This is a genomic window from Streptomyces sp. MMBL 11-1 (assembly GCF_028622875.1).
GTDB lineage: Bacteria > Actinomycetota > Actinomycetes > Streptomycetales > Streptomycetaceae > Streptomyces.
The window spans coordinates 1772793-1790026 of record NZ_CP117709.1; the positions used below are offsets into that span (position 1 = coordinate 1772793).

The 17234-nt window shown below is 71.1% G+C and carries 16 protein-coding genes and 1 riboswitch; of the genes, 4 read left to right on the forward strand and 12 right to left on the reverse strand.

The annotated features are described in order from the left end of the window. The first annotated feature begins 27 nt into the window (after positions 1-27). The gene (locus PSQ21_RS07565; RefSeq protein ID WP_274029642.1) at positions 28-1284 is read left to right on the forward strand and encodes a glycosyltransferase 87 family protein; all 1257 of its coding nucleotides are present in this window, start codon (positions 28-30) and stop codon (positions 1282-1284) included. Here PSQ21_RS07565 and PSQ21_RS07570 read toward each other — a convergent pair. The 5 genes from PSQ21_RS07570 to PSQ21_RS07590 all read right to left on the reverse strand — a co-directional run bounded on the left by PSQ21_RS07570 (position 1260) and on the right by PSQ21_RS07590 (position 6779). Then, positions 1260-2516: a hypothetical protein gene (locus PSQ21_RS07570; protein WP_274029643.1), complete on the reverse strand. Its 1257-nt coding sequence runs from the start codon at positions 2514-2516 to the stop codon at positions 1260-1262. The genes PSQ21_RS07565 and PSQ21_RS07570 overlap by 25 nt on opposite strands. Positions 2517-2532: 16 nt before the next feature. Then, entirely contained in the window at positions 2533-3561 is a 1029-nt protein-coding gene (locus tag PSQ21_RS07575) for a C40 family peptidase (protein ID WP_274029644.1), read from the reverse strand. Between the two features lie 255 nt (positions 3562-3816). Continuing rightward, positions 3817-4842 carry a C40 family peptidase gene (locus PSQ21_RS07580; protein WP_274029645.1) on the reverse strand — a complete coding sequence of 342 codons (1026 nt, stop codon included), beginning with the start codon at positions 4840-4842 and terminating at the stop codon, positions 3817-3819. Between the two features lie 292 nt (positions 4843-5134). Beyond that, positions 5135-6496, reverse strand: a complete 1362-nt coding sequence (locus PSQ21_RS07585; RefSeq protein WP_274029646.1) for an NYN domain-containing protein — start codon at positions 6494-6496, stop codon at positions 5135-5137. Between the two features lie 40 nt (positions 6497-6536). Then, positions 6537-6779 (reverse strand): hypothetical protein, encoded by a 243-nt coding sequence (locus PSQ21_RS07590; protein ID WP_015608051.1) that lies wholly within the window; start codon positions 6777-6779, stop codon positions 6537-6539. A gap of 194 nt (positions 6780-6973) precedes the next feature. Here PSQ21_RS07590 and PSQ21_RS07595 point away from each other — a divergent pair, with 194 nt between their 5' ends. Then, positions 6974-7729 carry a rhomboid family intramembrane serine protease gene (locus PSQ21_RS07595; RefSeq protein ID WP_274029647.1) on the forward strand — a complete coding sequence of 252 codons (756 nt, stop codon included), beginning with the start codon at positions 6974-6976 and terminating at the stop codon, positions 7727-7729. Then, positions 7726-8007, forward strand: a complete 282-nt coding sequence (locus PSQ21_RS07600) for an Lrp/AsnC family transcriptional regulator (protein WP_274029648.1) — start codon at positions 7726-7728, stop codon at positions 8005-8007. The genes PSQ21_RS07595 and PSQ21_RS07600 overlap by 4 nt, the downstream gene beginning before the upstream one ends. Before the next feature lie 83 nt (positions 8008-8090). On the opposite strand, the gene PSQ21_RS07605 is transcribed toward PSQ21_RS07600, so the two are convergent. The 6 genes from PSQ21_RS07605 to ctaE all read right to left on the reverse strand — a co-directional run bounded on the left by PSQ21_RS07605 (position 8091) and on the right by ctaE (position 15236). Further along, a complete protein-coding gene (locus PSQ21_RS07605) occupies positions 8091-9470 on the reverse strand; it encodes an aminotransferase class V-fold PLP-dependent enzyme (protein ID WP_274029649.1) in 1380 nt (459 codons plus the stop codon). Between the two features lie 174 nt (positions 9471-9644). After that, positions 9645-9762, reverse strand: a riboswitch (SAM riboswitch). Positions 9763-9867: 105 nt separating this feature from the next. Continuing rightward, positions 9868-10932, reverse strand: a complete 1065-nt coding sequence (trpD, locus tag PSQ21_RS07610; RefSeq protein WP_274029650.1) for an anthranilate phosphoribosyltransferase — start codon at positions 10930-10932, stop codon at positions 9868-9870. A 123-nt stretch (positions 10933-11055) separates the two neighbouring features. Then, on the reverse strand, positions 11056-12705 hold the full coding sequence (gene qcrB, locus PSQ21_RS07615) for a cytochrome bc1 complex cytochrome b subunit (protein ID WP_274029651.1): 1650 nt from the start codon (positions 12703-12705) through the stop codon (positions 11056-11058). Continuing rightward, on the reverse strand, positions 12702-13754 hold the full coding sequence (gene qcrA / locus PSQ21_RS07620) for a cytochrome bc1 complex Rieske iron-sulfur subunit (protein WP_274029652.1): 1053 nt from the start codon (positions 13752-13754) through the stop codon (positions 12702-12704). Before qcrA ends, qcrB begins: the two co-directional genes overlap by 4 nt. Further along, the gene (qcrC, locus tag PSQ21_RS07625; protein ID WP_274029653.1) at positions 13751-14560 is read right to left on the reverse strand and encodes a cytochrome bc1 complex diheme cytochrome c subunit; all 810 of its coding nucleotides are present in this window, start codon (positions 14558-14560) and stop codon (positions 13751-13753) included. The genes qcrA and qcrC overlap by 4 nt, the downstream gene beginning before the upstream one ends. 55 nt (positions 14561-14615) lie before the next feature. Further along, complete coding sequence (gene ctaE, locus PSQ21_RS07630) at positions 14616-15236, reverse strand: aa3-type cytochrome oxidase subunit III (RefSeq protein ID WP_274029654.1); 621 nt, start codon at positions 15234-15236, stop codon at positions 14616-14618. Between the two features lie 199 nt (positions 15237-15435). Between ctaE and PSQ21_RS07635 the strand changes: the two genes are divergently transcribed. Then, positions 15436-15837, forward strand: coding sequence for a hypothetical protein (locus tag PSQ21_RS07635; protein ID WP_274029655.1), 402 nt, complete (start codon positions 15436-15438; stop codon positions 15835-15837). 58 nt (positions 15838-15895) lie between these two features. On the opposite strand, the gene PSQ21_RS07640 is transcribed toward PSQ21_RS07635, so the two are convergent. Then, positions 15896-17149 (reverse strand): L,D-transpeptidase, encoded by a 1254-nt coding sequence (locus tag PSQ21_RS07640; protein WP_274029656.1) that lies wholly within the window; start codon positions 17147-17149, stop codon positions 15896-15898. Between the last annotated feature and the right edge of the window lie 85 nt (positions 17150-17234).

Genomic DNA, 17234 nt, shown 5'->3' on the forward strand with positions numbered 1-17234 from the left:
CGGACACGAGCGACGAAGAGGCGGCGGATGACGGCTGTGGCGGGACGAGGGCCCAGCGGCGCCGGGCCGTGGCCGTACGCGCTGTGGGCGCTGACCCGGGCATGGCTGCTGGCCTGCGTGTTCAAGGTGGTCACCGTGCCGGGCCCGGACGTCACGGTGGACGTGTCGGTGATCTACCGGGGCTGGTACGAGGTGCTGCTCGCCGGAACGTATCCGCTGGACGACGTCACCTGGCAGTACCCGCCCGGGGCGGCGCTGGCGGTCCTGTCCCCCGCCCTGCTGCCGTTCCTGGAGTACGCGACCGCGTTCTTCGTGCTGGTGCTGGTCTGCGACGCCCTGGTCCTGGGGCTGCTGCTGTACGCGGCCCGGCGGCCCGGCATAAGGGCGGCGGGTGCCTGGGTGTGGATCGCGGGGGTGCCGCTGCTGGGGCCGACGGTGTACGCCCGCTACGACCTGATGGTGACGGCGGTCGCGGTGGCCGCGCTGCTGGCGGGGGTGCGCCGGCCCCGTGCGCTGGGGGCGCTGGCGGCCTGCGGGGCGCTGCTGAAGGGGTGGCCCGCGCTGCTGCTCGCCGGGGTGCGCAAGGGGCGCCCGACGCGGGCCGCGTGGGCGTCGGCGGCGCTGACGGCGGCGGGGCTCGCGGCGGCGTTCGCGCTGTGGATGCCGGGGGCCTTCGCGTTCCTGGCCTTCCAGCGGGACCGGGGCACCGAGGTCGAGTCCCTGGGAGCGCTGGTCTTCCACGTGGCGCGGCGGTTCAGCTGGGAGGGGCGGGTGGAGCTGCGCTACGGCTCGCTGGAGTTCCTCGGCCCGCACGTGGAGCTGGTGTCGACGCTGGCGTTGGGGCTCGCCGTCCTGGCGCTGGGCTGGCTCCTGGTGTGGCGGCTGCGGGCCCGGGCGTTCGCCGCGCACACCCCAGCCGAGGCGGCGTTCACGGCGGTGCTGCTGTTCACGGTCACCAGCCGGGTGATCAGCCCGCAGTACGTGGTGTGGCTGGTCGGGCTCGCGGCGGTGTGCCTGGTGTTCCGGGGGGCCGCGATGACCCTGCCGGCCGTGCTGGTGCTGGCGGCGGCCGGGGTGACGCTGCTGGAGTTCCCGATCGGCTTCGGCCATGTGGTGGCGAGCGACGCGTGGGGCGTGACGCTCCTCCTCGTACGGAACGGGCTGCTGGTGGCGGCCTCGCTGATCGCGGCGCGGCGGCTATGGCGGTCGACGGTGTCGGGGAGGCCGCGTGCCGAGGTCGCTCTTCTCCCGGGCGGGGGTCAGCCGAGCCGGGTGGCGAGGTAGTCGCGCCAGTCGGCGGTGAACTGCTCGGCGGTGGTGTCGAGCACGGCTTTCAGCCCCTGCTCCACCGCCCCCTCGCGCCCGGAGTGCGCGCCGACGGCCTCGTAGAAGGCGATCAGCTTCTCCTTGCCCCACCGTTCCGCGATCAGCTCGCAGGCCAGCCAGCCGCCCTCGTAGGCCGCCGCCAGCTTCGCGGGGTCGCCGTCGAAGCCGAAGTCCGGGTCGGCGGGGAGCCCGGCCGGGGTCCGGCCGGTGCGGACGGCCTCCGCCAGCTCGGGGGCGATGGTGTCGGCGGCGCGGTCCTCGCCCCGGTAGGCAGTCCAGTCGGCGAAGCCCTCGGAGAGCCAGACCGGGGTGGCGGTGGAGGTGCTGGTCCGGGTGGCGACATGGGTCGTCTCATGGGTCAGGACGATCCGCTGCCCGAAACTGCCCAGGGTGGCGTACGCCTGCGGGTTGACGACGACCCGGTCGGCGAGGGCCGGGCGCTTGCCGGTGCCGCCGACCTCACCGGTGGTGACGGCGGCGATGCCCCGGTAGCTGGTCTCCGGCGAGCCCAGCAGCCCCGCCATGTCCTCGACGGACTCCGGCACGAGGACGACCACCCGGCGGGCCCAGGGCTTCGGCCAGGCGTCCGAGACGGCCGGCACGGCGAGGTCCACGGTGTCGGCGACCTGGCGCAGCTCGCTCTCGGGCCGGCCGACGCCCAGGACGATGCTGTGCTCGCCCTCGACGACCTCGACGTCCCCCTGCTGCCACAGCTGCCCGGAGGCGCCCTTGGCGGGCCGGTCGGCGGTGATGTACCAGCGCTCGCCGTCGCGCATCAGCTCCAGGACACGGCGGGTGGCGACCGGGGCGGTGTCGTACCCGTCGATGCGGTAGCGCAGCTCCACGTCGGCGGTGGCCCACCGCCCGTCCTGCCGGGTGATGCCCTTGACGTCGTACGTCCAGGACTTCAGGGGCACGTCGGCGAGCCGGTCCAGCTCGGTGCGCTGGGCGGCCCGGAGCTTCGCGGCGTCCGGGGCGAGGGGGTCGAGGTAGCCCGCCGGGTCGTGGGCGAGGACGGCCGCCGCGCGGCGCTCCAGGGTGGTGTCGAGGGCGTCGGTGGTGAGGAAGGTGTCGGCGTCGGCGGGGGCCGTGCAGGCGGACGCGGTCAGGAGCGCGGCGAGCAGCGTGCCCGCCGCACGCCGTCGTCCCCGGGGGCGTCCCCCTCGCGCGTCACGTCCTCGTACGGCCACCCTGCCGATCGTACGGTCAGATCCGGGTCACCGAGGAGACGGGCATCATGCCGACCGGATCGTAGCGGACCGGGGCGCCGGGGTAAGGGGCGTGGATGACCTGTCCGTTGCCGACGTACATGCCGATGTGGCTGGCGTCCGCGCGGTAGGCGACCAGGTCACCGGGGAGCGCCTGGGAGAGGGGCACCATGCGGCCCGCGTAGCGCTGGGCCTGGGAGGTGCGGGGCAGGCTCACCCCGGCCTGGGCGTAGGCCCACTGCATGAGTCCGGAACAGTCGAATCCGGAGGGCCCGTTGGCGCCCCAGACGTAGGGTCTCCCGAGCGCCTGGTGGGCGGCTGCCACGGCGGACATCGCGCGGGCCGAGCCGGGGGCGACGCCGGACAGCTCGGGCGGTCCCTGGCGGCCGGAGCGGGAGACCCGGTCGAAGGTGGCGCGTTCCTCCGGCGGCAGCGAGTCGAGCAGCCGGCGGGCCTCGCGGAGCTTGGACTCGACGGCGCGTTTGTGGCGGGTGGCGGCGGCCCGGCCGCGCTCCAGCTCGGTGAGGGCGCGGGTGGTCTCCGCGCGGGTCCGGGCGAGCCCCCGCTGGGCGTGCCGCAGCTTGTCCAGGATCATCGCCTGGCGGGCGCCGGCCCGGTCGAGGGCGGCGGCCCGCTCCAGGTAGGTGTCCGGGTCGGCGGAGAGCAGCAGGGCGAGCGCCGGGTCGATGACGCCGGTGCGGTACTGCGCGCCCGCCATCGCGCCGAGGGCGTCGCGCATCCGGTTGACGCGTTCCTGGCCCCGGGCCGTGGCGTCCTGGGCGCGGCCCGCCTCACCGCGCAGCCGGTCCACGCGCTCCCCCGCCTCGTTGAAGCGCTCGGTGGCCCGCTCGGCCTCCCCGTAGAGGCGGTCGACGGCTGCCTTGGCGCTCTCCCGGGTCTCCTTCGGGTCGGCGCTCGCCGGGGCCCCGGTCAGCGTCGCGGCCGCGGTGGCGGCGGCCGCCGAGACGACCGTGACCCGGACGCCTCTGGTGAAGCCGGACGGTGTGGAACGGCGATGGGACACCACGGGTAGCCGCACTCCCTTCCGCTGACGCGGTCGTGCGCAGCCCCTGCCGCCCGGGTCGGGCGGACGGAGTCCGGGAGCTGCGCGGCAGCCAGACAGTAATCGCGCGACTACGCACCGGCAAAAGACCGCGCCGGTGGTGGCGGAAGGGTCCAACGCCCCCGCCCCGCCGGTGACCTTGGTCTCCGGCGGGGCGGGGGCGTCAGTGTGGTGCGCGGCGATTCCCTCGTTCGGGCGTGCCGCGGGCGGGCCGTGACGTCAGATGCGGACGCCGAACTGGAAGGTGCCCATGTAGTCCATCGACTCGTAGCGGACGACGGTGCCCGGCTTCGGGGCGTGCAGGATCTGGTTGTTGCCGGCGTAGAAGCCGACGTGCGCCAGGTTGTTGAAGAAGACCAGGTCGCCCGGCTTGAGCTGGCTGCGGCCGATCTTCGTGCCGTCGTTGTGCTGGGTGAACGTGGTCCGGGTGATGGAGACGCCGGCCTGGGCGAAGGCCCACTGGGTCAGTCCGGAGCAGTCGTAGGAGGAGGGGCCCGTGCCGCCGGAGACGTACGGCTTGCCGATCTGCGTGGCGGCCGCGGCCAGGGCGGCGGCTCCGCGGCCGGACGCGGGGGCCTCGTTGCCGAGTGCGACCCGGTCGCCGGCGGCGCGGCTGGCGCGCTGCTCGTCCTTCTTCATCTTGGCGCGCTCGGCCTGGGTCAGCGTGTTCAGCAGCTGCTGGGCGTCGGCCAGTTTGCCCTGGTACTTCTTCTTGTTCTCGCCGAGCGCCTTGCGGACGTCGGCGAGGTCGCCGAGCTTGCCCTGGGCTTCCTGGCGCTGCTGGGCGAGGGTGCGCTGCTTGGCTTGGATCTTCTGCAGCGACTCCGTCTGCTTGACCGTCAGCTGGTCGAGCGCGGAGGCCTGGTCGAGGAAGCTGTCCGGGTCCGAGGCGAGGAAGAGGGCCACGGAGGGGTCGATGCCGCCGGAGCGGTACTGCGCGGTGGCGATCGAACCGAGTTCGGTGCGCAGCGTGTTGAGCTCGGCCTGGCCGCGGGCGACCTTGTCCTGGAGCGCGTCGACTTCCTTCTTCAGGTTGTCCTGTCGCTCCTTGGCCCCGTTGTACTTCTCGGTGGCCGCCTCGGCCTCGTGGTAGAGCTTGTCGACCTTCGCCTTGACTTCGCTCTTGCTCGGCTTGGGGTCGGCGTGGGCGGCCTGGGAGGTCAGGGCCACGGCCGCGGCGGCGGTCGCGGTGAGCACGGTCACGCGGGTGCGGCTCGGCTGCTTGGGACGACGGTGGGACGCCACGAAGGCGAGCTCCTTCTTCCTCAGAGCCGCCTACCGGGCTGTGGGGGAAAGAATCCCCGGCTCCGTGCACATGACGGACTCGGCGGTTCCTTCGCCGTCACCCCCAGTGGGTGATCAACCGTGCGAAGGTTCGAGGCCTGACCCTAGTGACCATCCTGTGATCAGTTCAAATCCTCACAGGATTTTTCTCGTCACACCAGGCACTTCTTTACTCTCACCCCACCGCGTGTAGCGGCGACTTGACGGTACGTTCCCAGAAAACCGGCATGCCACACATGTCGAGCATATTCCGCTAGACGCGCGAAAGGCGTTTGAGGAGCAAGACGGACGCGACCGGTCGCGCGCCGGCCTTGGCCACGCCGTCCGCCACCTCCCGGTCGGTGGAGACGACCACCACGGGCCGCCCCGGCGGTTCCGCGCGGGCCAGTTGACGGATCAGCTCGTCCGCCGTGACCCCGGCCTTGCTGAACAGCACCCGTACGCCCCGGGGCGGGGCCAGCAGCACCGGGGCTGCCAGTTCGGCCCCGTCGAAGACACAGGTCATCTCGGCGCCGGTCTGCGCCGCGAGCACCGAGAGCCCGCCCAGCAGCCGCAACCGCTGCTTCTCCAGCGGCATCTGGGGATAGCCGGTCTTGGTGACGTTGTAGCCGTCCACGATGAGGTGGGCCTGCGGCAGCGCCAGCAGTTGGTCGAGCAGCGCCGGGTCGGTCTCGGAAAGGGCCCTGGCGGCAATGTCCTTGGGGGACATCCGGCCGGGCTCCACCGCGTCCACGGTGTCGGCGGGATGCGTCGTCGCCGGGGGGAGCGCCAGCTCCCGCCGCAGCCCCGAGGCCGCGTCCAGCACGGTGTCCAGGAGCAGCCGCAGCCGCATGTCCTCCACCGATCGGCCCTCCCGGGCGGCCCGGCGGCTCGCCTCCAGGGCCGCCTCGGCCTCCCCCAGCCGCCCCTTGAGCCGGCGCGACTCGCTCTCCGCGGCGGAGAGCTGGGCGGCCGACTCGGCGCGTACGGCCTCGGCCTCGGCGGCGCCGCGGCGCAGGGCGGCCTCGCCGCGCTTCACCTCGCTCAGGGCGCTGCGCAGCTTGCGATGCAGCGACTCGGTCTCCTTGCGGGCCGCATCCAGCTCGGTGCGCAGCCGCTCGGTCTCGGCGCGGGTGTGGGCACGGGCCCGCTCCAGCTCCTCGCGCAGATGGTCCCGTTCCCGACGGGTCTCCTCGTCGGCCCGTTCCGCGTCGGCGCGCTGGACCTCCTCGCCGGCCGATTCGACCAGCTTGACCCAGCCCACCGGGCGCAGCACGTAGGCGGCGGCGGCCACGTCGAGGGGATCGGCGGCGGCGGGCGGCGAGCCGGCTTCCAGCGCGCCGGTCAGCTCGGGCTGGGACTGGCCGAGCCGCTCACCGATGCGCTGCCGGAAGACGGCGTCGCTCTCCAGCGCGGCGGCCATCGCGTTCCCCGCGAACTTCGCTCGCCGGGTCGGCGTGAACCGGGCGTACTGCCGTAGCTGGGCGGGCAGTTCGGCGACGGTCAGCCCGCCGAAGGCGTCCGAGACCAGCGCGACGACCCGCCGTCGCACACCCTCGGGCAGCGGACGGCCGAGCGCCTCTGCACCGCCGTCGGCCTCATCGGCCGGTCCGGCGCCGCTGGTCGGCTGATCCACCGTCCGTCACCCCATAGATGTGTGATGGGTGCGCTCCCTCTCAGGAAGCGGCACCCGGCCTGTCCACCAGTTCGATCTGGTCCACCGCGTTGCACCAACGACAGCGGACCGACTCGATGGTCTCACTGACGACCTCCCGCTCCTCGACACTCGACTCACCGGCCAGGTCGAGGTGCACGTACTCCACGACCTTGGAGGAGCGGGTCACATCGAAGCGCGTGAGATTGCCGCACAGCGTGCAGCGCCAGCGCGTCCCGTCCGTCGGCAGGGGAACCGTCGTCATCGTTGCGTCCTCTTTCGTCGTCTCCAGGAGCCCGCGCCGGGCGCGCCGCCGCGACTCCGCCTGTCTACGTCAAGGATCTCGCGGTGCGCCGTCGAACTGCGGAAGTCCTGGCGTAACCCTACGGCCTCGCGTACGGGCACCGGCACGGCGAGGCGCTCCCTCCCGCTTCCCCACCGGTACGTCATGCTCTGTCCATGATCGAGTGGCGGCAGGCCGACTGGCGGACCACGGCCGGAAGGATCCGGGACGCGGCGCTGTCGAGCGGCGCCCCGGTCACCTACGGACTGATCGGCGCCTGCGGCGTGATCTTCCTGATCAGCCCGCTGTCCGGGTTCGGCGGTGCCGCCCATCGGAGCGAGGACGCGCTGCTCGCCGCGCAGGCGGGGTACTTCGAGCGGTGGGGGGTGATCCCCGCCGACCTGTGGGAGGGGTCGGCGCACGCGCTGATCACACCGTTCACGGCGCTGTTCGTGCACGGCAGCTGGCTGCACCTGCTGGGGAACCTGTTGTTCCTGTACGTGTTCGGCGCGATGGCCGAGGAGCGCATGGGCCGGGTGCGGTTCGCCCTGTTCTACGTGGGCTGCGGCTATGTGGCCCTGGCCTGCTACGCGGCGGCGCACGCGGACTCCGAGCAGACGCTGGTCGGGGCGTCGGGGGCGATCTCCGCGGTGCTCGGGGCGTTCCTGTACCTGTTCCCCAGGACCCGGGTGACCAGCCTGTTCCCGTTTCTCTTCTTCCTGCCGCTGCGCTTCCCCGCCTGGATCGTGCTGGCCTTCTGGTTCGGGCTCCAGTGGGCGGCGGCGCAGGGGGCGGGCAGCGGCCCCGGGGTGGCGTATCTGGCGCATGTGGCGGGCTTCGCGGCCGGGTTCCTCTACGCCTGGGGACGTTATGGGCGTACGGCTAGAGTGAAGGTTCCAGCCACGGCCACCGAGGGAGACAGCCAGCCGTGATCACCGCGATCGTGCTCATCAAGACCAGCGTGGACCGGATTCCGGAGATCGCCGAGGCCATCGCCGCGCTGGACAGCGTCAGCGAGGTCTTCTCCGTCACCGGCACCCACGACCTGATCGCCATGGTCCGTGTCGCCAGGCACGACGACCTCGCCGACGTCATCCCCGGCCGGATCAGCAAGATCCCGGGCGTCGAGGGCACCGACACCCACGTGGCGTTCCGTACGTACTCCCAGCACGACCTGGAAGCGGCCTTCTCCATCGGCCTCGACGTGTAGGCGCGGGCGCCACCGGCGACGCGCCTCGGCCGGGGACAGGCAGCGGGCCTGTCCCCGGCCGAGGCGTTTCATCAGGACGTGTCTCAGAGCCGGGCGGCTTCGCCCCGGTCCGGGACGCAGCGGCCGTCCTCGGTCCGGTAGCTCCACCGGGCGCCCTCGCGGACCAGCTCGGAGACCGCGCGCAGGAAACGGTCGATGTGCTCGTCGGGCGTACCGGCGCCGAAGCTGACGCGGATCGCGTTGAGCGAGCTTTCACCCGGCTCGGCCTCCGGCGCGCCGCACTCGCCCGGGTCCTGCGGGTCGCTGCCGAGCAGGGTGCGCACCAGCGGGTGGGCGCAGAAGAGGCCGTCGCGCACGCCGATGCCGTACTCGGCGGAGAGGGCGGCGGCGAAGTGCGAGCTGTTCCAGCCGCGCACCACGAAGGAGATGACGCCGACCCGGGGGGCGTCGTCGCCGAACAGGGAGAGCACCCGCACCTCGGGCACCTCGGCGAGCCCCTCGCGGACCCGGCTCACCAGCTCCTGCTCCCGGGCGACCAGGCCCTCGAAGCCCGCTTCCGTCAGGGCCTTGCAGGCGGAGGCGATGGAGTAGACGCCGATGACATTGGGCGAACCGGCCTCGTGACGGGCGGCCGTGGTGTGCCAGTCGACGTCCACGCCGCCGTCGGCGCGCCGGGCGACCGTGCGGGACGCGCCGCCGCCGGCGAGGTACGGCTCCGCCGCCCGGAGCCAGTCGGCGCGGCCGGCCAGGACCCCGGAGCCGAAGGGCGCGTACAGCTTGTGGCCGGAGAACGCGACCCAGTCGACGTCCAGTTCGGCGATGTCCACGGGGTGGTGCGGGGCCAGCTGGGCGGCGTCGAGCACGATGCGGGCGCCGTGCGCGTGGGCGGCGGCGGCCAGTTCCCGTACCGGCCACAGCTCGCCGGTCACGTTGGACGCGCCGGTGACGCAGACGAGGGCGGGGCCGTAGGGGTCGCGGTCGGCGAGCGCGCGCTCCAGGGTCTCGACGGCCTGGGCCGGGGTGCGGGGCGCGTCGAGGTAGGTGACCCGGGCGTCGCGCCAGGGCAGCAGGGACGCGTGGTGCTCGGTCTCGTACACGAAGACCTGGCAGTCGGCGGGGAGCGCGGAGGCCAGCAGGTTGAGGGAGTCGGTCGTGGAGCGGGTGAAGACCACCTGGTCCTCCGCGCGGCAGCCGAGGAACTCCGCGACCGTGCGGCGGCTGTTCTCGAAGAGGTCGGTGGAGAGCTGGGAGAGGTAGCCGGCGCCGCGGTGGACGCTGCCGTAGTACGGGGCGTACGCCGCGACGTCGTCCCAGACCCGCTGGAGGGCCGGGGCGCTGGCGGCGTAGTCGAGCGCGGCGTAGGTGACCTCACCACCGGTGACGAGCGGGACGGTGACGTTCTGCCCCAGAACGGGCAACGGGGCACAAACCGACGGGTCGAGGGCAGCGGTGGGGACAGACATGGCGAACTCCCGTAACAGGCAGGCGAAATCCGTGCGCCGGCAGTACGCGGCAGCGCAGGGGGAAGAAAAAAGGATGCGCGGAAGGAGGGCGTTCAGCCCTAGCGCATTCGCTTGCTCACAGAAGGCTCCCTAGGGACCAGGACCCCGGGGGCTGGCATCCGCTGGATGCCGAGGGGCCCGCGCTTGCCGCAGACCTCGCTGCCTGCGGCCTGGTCTTCACCCGGGGCACCCCGCCACGGACGGAGGGTTGCCGGACAGCGGGCCGGGGCCGTAGTCGCTGTCACTCATGACCTGCGCAGCATCTTGCCATATGTGCGCACACGCGCAAGGGCGCGGTCCGGCATCCGGACCGCGCCCCGCGTCACACCGTGTGCCCCGGAGGCTTCTCCGCGGCGCGTCAGGCGTTGCTGGCCGCCACCCAGCGCTCCAGGGCCCGCTTGGCGGCTCCGGAGTCGATGGCCTCGGCCGCGACGAGGATCTTCGCCGCGAGCTGTTCGGTCAGCGTGCCGGGGCCCGGGTCCAGGGCCACCAGGGCCGCCGCCGAGTTGAGCAGCACCGCCTCCCGTACCGCGCCGCCCTCGCCGTCCAGCAGGCGGCGGGCCACATCGGCGTTGTACGAGGCGTCGGCGCCGCGCAGCGCCTCGACGGGGACGATGGGCAGCCCGACGTCGCGCGGGTCGAAGGGCTCCTCGCGGACCACGCCGTCGCGCACCACCCAGACCCGGGAGGTCGCGGTGGTGGTCAGCTCGTCGAGGCCGTCGTCACCGCGGAAGACCAGGGACGAGTTGCCCCGGTCGGCCAGCACACCCGCGACGATGGGCGCCATCCGGGCGTCGGCGACGCCGACCGCCTGGGCGCGGACCTGGGCCGGGTTGGTGAGGGGGCCCAGGATGTTGAACGTGGTCTGCGCGCCGAGTTCCTTGCGGGCCTTGGCGGCGTACCGCAGGGCGGGGTGGAACTTCACGGCGAAGCAGAAGGTGATGCCCGCCGCTTCGGCGACCTCGACCACCCGCCGCGGGGTCAACTCCAGGTTGACGCCGAGCTTCTCCAGCACGTCGGAGGAGCCGCTCGCGGAGGAAGCGGCCCGGTTGCCGTGCTTGACGACCTTCGCACCGGTGCCGGCGATGACGATCGCGGACATGGTCGAGATGTTGACCGTCCTGGCGAGGTCGCCGCCGGTGCCGACGATGTCGACGGTGCGGCCCGGCACGTGGATGGTGTTGGCGTGGGTGTACATCGCGCGGACCAGGCCGGTGACCTCGTCGACGGTCTCGCCCTTGGCCCGCAGCGCGACGGCGAACCCGGCGATCTGGGCGTCGGTGGCCTCGCCGCTCATGATGCGGTCCATGGCCCACGCGGTCTCCTCGGAGCTGAGGTTCTCGCCGCGCAGGAGGGGGTTCAGGAGGCCGGGCCAGGAACGGTCCGCCACGCTGTCGCCGCCGCTCGGGGTCACAACGTTCATGGTCCGCTCCAGGGTCCACAGCCGGTCAGGAAAGTTGGCTCCACCCTATCCAGCCGGAGGGACCGCGAAGAGCCCCGTCCATCGAATGGACGGGGCTCTCACGGTGGCGACCGTTTCAGGCGATCAGTGGTGGCTGTGGCTCTCGCTGATCTCCTTGTACTCCTCCGGGGTCGCCTTGGGGATCTGGTTCCCGTCGGCGAAGTACCCCTTGCTGAGCTTGGCGCGCAGCTTCTGCACCGGGGAGATCTTGCGCTTGACGCCGTTCTCGTCGACCGCGGGGCCGAGGTCGAGCGGCTGGTACTGCTCGTGCGCCGTGAGCGTGTGCAGCTGCCCGGGGCTGAGCGGCTCGTGGATCTCGACGAACTCACCGTGCGGCAGGCGCTTGATGATGCCGGTCTCGCGACCGTGCAGCACCTTCTCCCGGTCGCGGCGCTGGAGGCCGAGGCAGATCCGCTTGGTGACGATGAACGCGATGACCGGTCCGACGAAGAAGAAGATCCGGACGAACCAGGTGATGGCGTTGATCGACAGGTGGAAGTGCGTGGCCCACAGGTCGTTTCCACCGCCGACGAGGCCGATGAAGTACGCCGTGATCCAGGCGACGCCGAAGCCCGTACGGGTCGGGGCGTTGCGCGGGCGGTCCAGGATGTGGTGCTCGCGCTTGTCGCCGGTGATCCAGGACTCGATGAACGGGTACACCGCGATCGCGGTGAGGACCACGCCGAAGCCGACCAGCGGGATGAACACGCCCAGGGCGAGCGTGTGGCCCCACAGGTTGATCTCCCAGCCCGGCATCACACGGACCAGCCCCTCGGCGAAGCCCATGTACCAGTCGGGCTGGGCGCCGGTGGAGACCTGGTCGACCCGGTACGGACCGAGCGCCCAGATCGGGTTGATCGTGGCGATGGCCGAGATGGCCGCGATGACGCCGAAGACGAGGAAGAAGAACCCTCCGGCCTTCGCCATGTACACGGGCAGCAGCGGCATGCCGACGACGTTCTTGTTGGTCCGGCCGGGACCCGCGAACTGCGTGTGCTTGTGGTAGAAGACCAGGATCAGGTGGGCCACCAGCAGACCGAGCATGATGCCCGGCAGCAGCAGGATGTGGATCGAGTAGAACCGGGCCACGAAGTCGTGGCCGGGGAACTCGCCGCCGAACAGGAACATCGAGATGTACGTACCGACGATCGGCACGGACAGGATCGCGCCCTGGGTGAAGCGGACACCCGTACCGGAGAGCAGGTCGTCCGGGAGGGAGTAGCCGGTGAACCCGGTGAACATGCCGAGCACGAACAGCAGGAAGCCGAAGAGCCAGTTGATCTCGCGCGGCTTGCGGAACGCACCCGTGAAGAACACGCGCATCATGTGCACGAACATGGCGGCCAGGAAGATCAGCGCGGCCCAGTGGTGGATCTGCCGTACGAGCAGACCACCGCGGACCTCGAAGCTGATCTTCAGGGTCGAGGCGTAGGCCTCGGACATCCGGATGCCCTGCATGGGCTCGTACGGACCGTGGTAAACGATCTCGCCCATGCTCGGCTGGAAGAACAGCGTCAGATACACACCCGTGAGGATGATGATGATGAAGCTGTAGAGCGCGACCTCACCGAGCATGAAGGACCAGTGGTCCGGGAAGATCTTGCGCATGTTGGCCTTGGCGAGGCCGTAGATGCCCAGTCGGCCGTCCGCCCAGTCGGCCACCCGCTCGCCGGCCGGAGCCTTGCGCCCGCTCGCCGGTCCGGCGGCGGAGGGGTTCTTCGGTGCAGTACTCATCCGCGCTCCCAGAAGGCAGCACCGACGGGCTCGTCGAAGTCGCCGAGCGCCTCGAGGTTGCCCTCGCTGTTGACACCGATCCGCAGCTGCGGAAGGGCGTGGCCGGCCGGACCGAAGATGACGCGAGCGCCGTCGGAGAGGTCGAAGGTGGACTGGTGGCACGGGCAGAGCACGTGGTGGGTCTGCTGCTCGTACAGGCTGATCGGGCAGCCGACGTGGGTGCAGATCTTGGAGAACGCGACGATGCCCTCGTGGGCCCAGTCACGCTGGCGCTTGTCCTTGATGTCGTCCGGCTCGATGCGGACGATCATCAGGGCCGCCTTGCCCATCTGCGTCTGGAAGTCGTGCGACTCCGGGTCGAGCCCCTCGGGCATGGCGAAAGCCAGCGACCCGACGGTGATGTGCTCGGGGCGCAGGGGCTTCATCGTGTTCATGTTGATGAGCTGCTTGCCCTCGGCCCACAGGGTGGTCCGGAGCTTCTTCTCCGGCAGCGGACCGAGGTCGCGCAGCAGGACCACACCGGAGAGCGGCACCAGGGCCAGCGCGCCGAACATGGTGTTGCGGATCAGCTTGCGCCGGCCGATCGCGGACTCCTCGGCGCCTGCCTTGAAGTCGGCCAGGACCTGAGCCTTGACCTCGGGCGGGGCCTCGATCGGGTGGCGGTCGGCGGCGACCTCGACGTCGGACATCAGGGTGCGCGCCCAGTGGACGGCTCCCGCGCCGATGAAGAAGAGCGCCGCGCCCAGGGTGAGACCCAGGGAGAAGTTGAGCGGGCTCACATGGCCGAAGGGCCAGATGTAGACGATCTTGTCCACCGGGAAGATGACGTAGGAGGCGATGAAGCCCACCGTCGCCAGCATCGAGAGGGTGAACATGAACGCGACGGCGCGCTCCGAGCGCTTCGCGGCGCGTTCGTCGAGGTCCTGGATGCGCGGCTGGTGGGCCGGCAGCCCCGGGTCGGCGAACGGGTCGTCGTGACGCTCCACCGCGCCCTGCGCGGTCTCCTGCACCACGGGCAGGTTGTCTTCTGGAATCTGTTGGCTACTCATGACTTCTTGGCCTTAGCGGTGTGGGCCGCGACCCAAACGGCGACGGCGACGAGCGCGCCGAGTCCGAAGATCCACGCGAACAGACCTTCGCTGACCGGACCGAGACCGCCGAGGGCCAGGCCGCCGGGGCTCTCCGTCTCGTCACCGTTCACGGTCTCGATGTACGCGATGATGTCCTTCTTCTCCTGCTCCGGCATCGTCGTGTCGGGGAAGGAGGGCATGCTCTGCGGGCCGGTCTGCATGGCCTCGTAGATGTGCTTCGCGCTCACGCCTTCGAGGTCGGGTGCGTACTTGCCCTCCGTCAGGGCTCCGCCCTTACCGGTGAAGTTGTGGCACTGGGCACAGTTGGTGCGGAACAGTTCGCCACCGTTGGCGATGTCCGCGCCCGCGGGGTCGACCTGCTTGTCGGTCGGCGTGATGGGACCGGCGCCGAGCGACGCGACGTACGCCGCGAGCTGGTCGATCTCCGCCTGGGTGTAGATGACCTTCTTCTTCGGTACCTGGGCGCCCGGCTGCTGCGCGGGCATACGGCCCGTACCGACCTGGAAGTCGACGGCGGCGGAGCCCACGCCCACGAGGGACGGCCCGTCGGTGGTGCCCTGACCGCCGGTTCCGTGGCAGCTGGCGCAGCCTACGGCGTAGAGCTTCTTGCCCTCTTCGATGGCGAGGGACTGGGCGGTTTCATCGGCCTGCGCCTTGCCCGCAGGCGCAAACGCGGCGTACAGCCCCCCGGTAGCCGCCAGCGCGAGGAGTAGTACGACGACCGCCGCCAGCGGATGGCGTCGTCGTGCGGAGAGCTTTTTCACGGATTACCCCGGTGTCAGGATCTTCTGCGTCGATGGTGGGCGGGTGCGAGCCCGGTTACTTGATCATGTAGATCGTTGCGAACAGGCCGATCCATACGACATCGACGAAGTGCCAGTAGTAGGACACGACGATGGCGGCGGTGGCCTGATCGTGGGTGAACCTCTTGGCCGCGTACGTTCTGCCGAGGACCAGCAGGAAGGCGATGAGGCCGCCCGCCACATGGAGGCCGTGGAAGCCGGTGGTCAGGTAGAACACCGATCCGTACGGGTCGGACGAGAGGGAGAGCCCCGCTTCCTTGACCAGCTCCACGTACTCCAGGACCTGGCCGCCGATGAAGATCGCACCCATCACGAACGTGATGATGAACCAGGTGCGGAGCTTCTTCACATCGCCCCGCTCGGCGGCGAAGACGCCGAGCTGGCAGGTGAGTGAGGAGAGCACCAGGATCGTGGTGTTCGTCGCCGAGAACGGGAAGTTCAGATGATCGGACATCTCCTTCCAGTAATCGGGTCCCATCACCGATCGCAGGGTGAAGTACATCGCGAAGAGGGCCGCGAAGAACATCAGCTCGGAACTCAACCAGATGATGGTTCCGACGCTGGTGAGGTTCGGCCGATTGACCGACGGGTGCGCGTGCCCGGTTTCTACTGTCGTTGCTGTCGCCACGACCGACATTATGTCGGTCGCTTATCCCGCCCTCACCCCGGGGGGTGCCGTTCGGTGTGTCCGTCCCGTCCGCAGGGGTCGCACCCTGCGCCGAACGGCCCATCGGAACGTCGTCATTACCGGTGCTGACGACCGGTCGGGCGGAGTACGATCCGCGCATCGGTTCATGCCCCGAGAGCCCCGACGACGTCGATGTCACGGAGGAACAATGCAGGCGACCGCCACGGTCCTGGTCTACAGCGACGACGCCAACATCCGCGAGCAGGTGAGGCTGGCAGCCGGTCGCAGGCCTGCCGCGGACGTCCCACCGGTGGAGTTCCTGGAGTGCGCGACGCTCCCCGCCGTCCTCAAGGCGCTGGACGACGGCGGCGTCGACGTCTGTGTGCTGGACGGGGAGACGGCTCCCGTCGGCGGCATGGGCGTCTGCCGCCAGATCAAGGACGAGATCTTCCGCTGCCCGCCGGTGCTCCTGCTGATCGGCCGCCCGCAGGACGCGTGGCTGGCCACCTGGAGCCGGGCGGAGGCCGCCGTGACGCTTCCGGTGGACCCGGTGGAGTTCGCCGACGCGCTGGCGGCGCTGCTGCGCCACCGGCTCGCCGTGGAGGCCTGAGAGGCCCCTGTGGCCCGCTGAGGGACGTTCCGCGCCGCGAGGCACTCCCGGCCCGGGGTCAGACGTGGGGACGCAGGCGGGCGGCCTGGAGCGTCCCCGGGCTGTCCGGCGCCCCCTCGTGGAGGGCGCTGCCCTTCTGCCACTTCTCCCAGGAGAGGTTCCAGTCGCCGAACCCGTTGCCGAACGGGTCCATGTCCTCGCCCTCGCTGCCGACGACCTTGACGATGTCGCCCTCGCGCACGGTGTCGAAGAACCATTCGGCGTTGTCGGTGCTCATGCCGGTGCAGCCGTGGCTGACGTTGGCGTTGCCCTGGGAGCCGGTGGACCAGGGGGCGGCGTGGACGTACTCGCCGCTCCAGGTCACCCGGGTGGCCCAGTAGACCGGCAGGTCGTACGACTCCGAGGAGCCGGCGGCGATGCCGATGCTCTCCCCGCGCATACGGACGAACTGCTCCTTGGCGAGCACCACCTTGACCCCGTTGCGGGTGGAGAAGCCGGGCTTGCCGGTGGTGACCGGAATGGTATTGATCACTTCTCCGTTGCGGTACACCGTCAGGGTGTGGTCCGCGGCGTCGGTGACGGCCTCGATCCGGTCGCCGGTGGCGAGCTTCAGGGGCTTGGCCTCGGCTCCGTAGAGCGCGTTGGTCACCTTGATGCCCGCCAGGTTGGAACGGACCTCGATCGAGGCGTTCGCGGGCCAGTACTCCTTCGGGCGGTAGTGCAGCTTCTTGTCGTCGACCCAGTACCAGGACCCGGTGACCGCCGGGGTGGAGCGGACCTTCAGGGCGCGCTCGACGGTGGCCCTGGCCGCCTTGTCGGTGATCGGAGCGCTGAGTTCCGCCGTGATGGGCTGTCCGACGCCGTAGGTGCCCGCCTCCGGGCCGAAGGCGACCTTCAGCAGCTTCTTGGGCGAGGAGGTGTCGAAGGAGAGCGTACGGACGCCTGGGGCGCCGTCGCTGTTCTCCATGGCGACCCTGACGGTGTATCCGGTGCCGGCCGCGAGCGGGGCGGTGGAGCGCCAGCGCTTCCCGTCGGCGGAGAGCTCTCCCGCGAGGTGGCGGCCGCCGGTGTCCACGGCGCTGACGTCGGTGATGCGCCCGTCGTCGCCCTTGACGGTGACTTCCAGGGGCTTGTCGGGGTCGGCCTTCCCCTTCTTGGCGGGGCCGTTGAAGGCGACCTGGTCGCTCGCGTCGTACGGCCTCGTGGAGAGCGGGTGGCTGTCGGGCGAGCCACAGGCGGTCGCACCCGCGGCGAGGGTCACGACCAGCAGGGTGCAGCTCACAACGGTGCGGATGCGCGGCGTGTGGTTCATGCCGTCCACGCTAAGAAGATTCATCCGTTCCAGCGCGTTCAGTGACTGCAAACGAGCGAAGGGCCCGCGTCGCTGTCGGCGACGC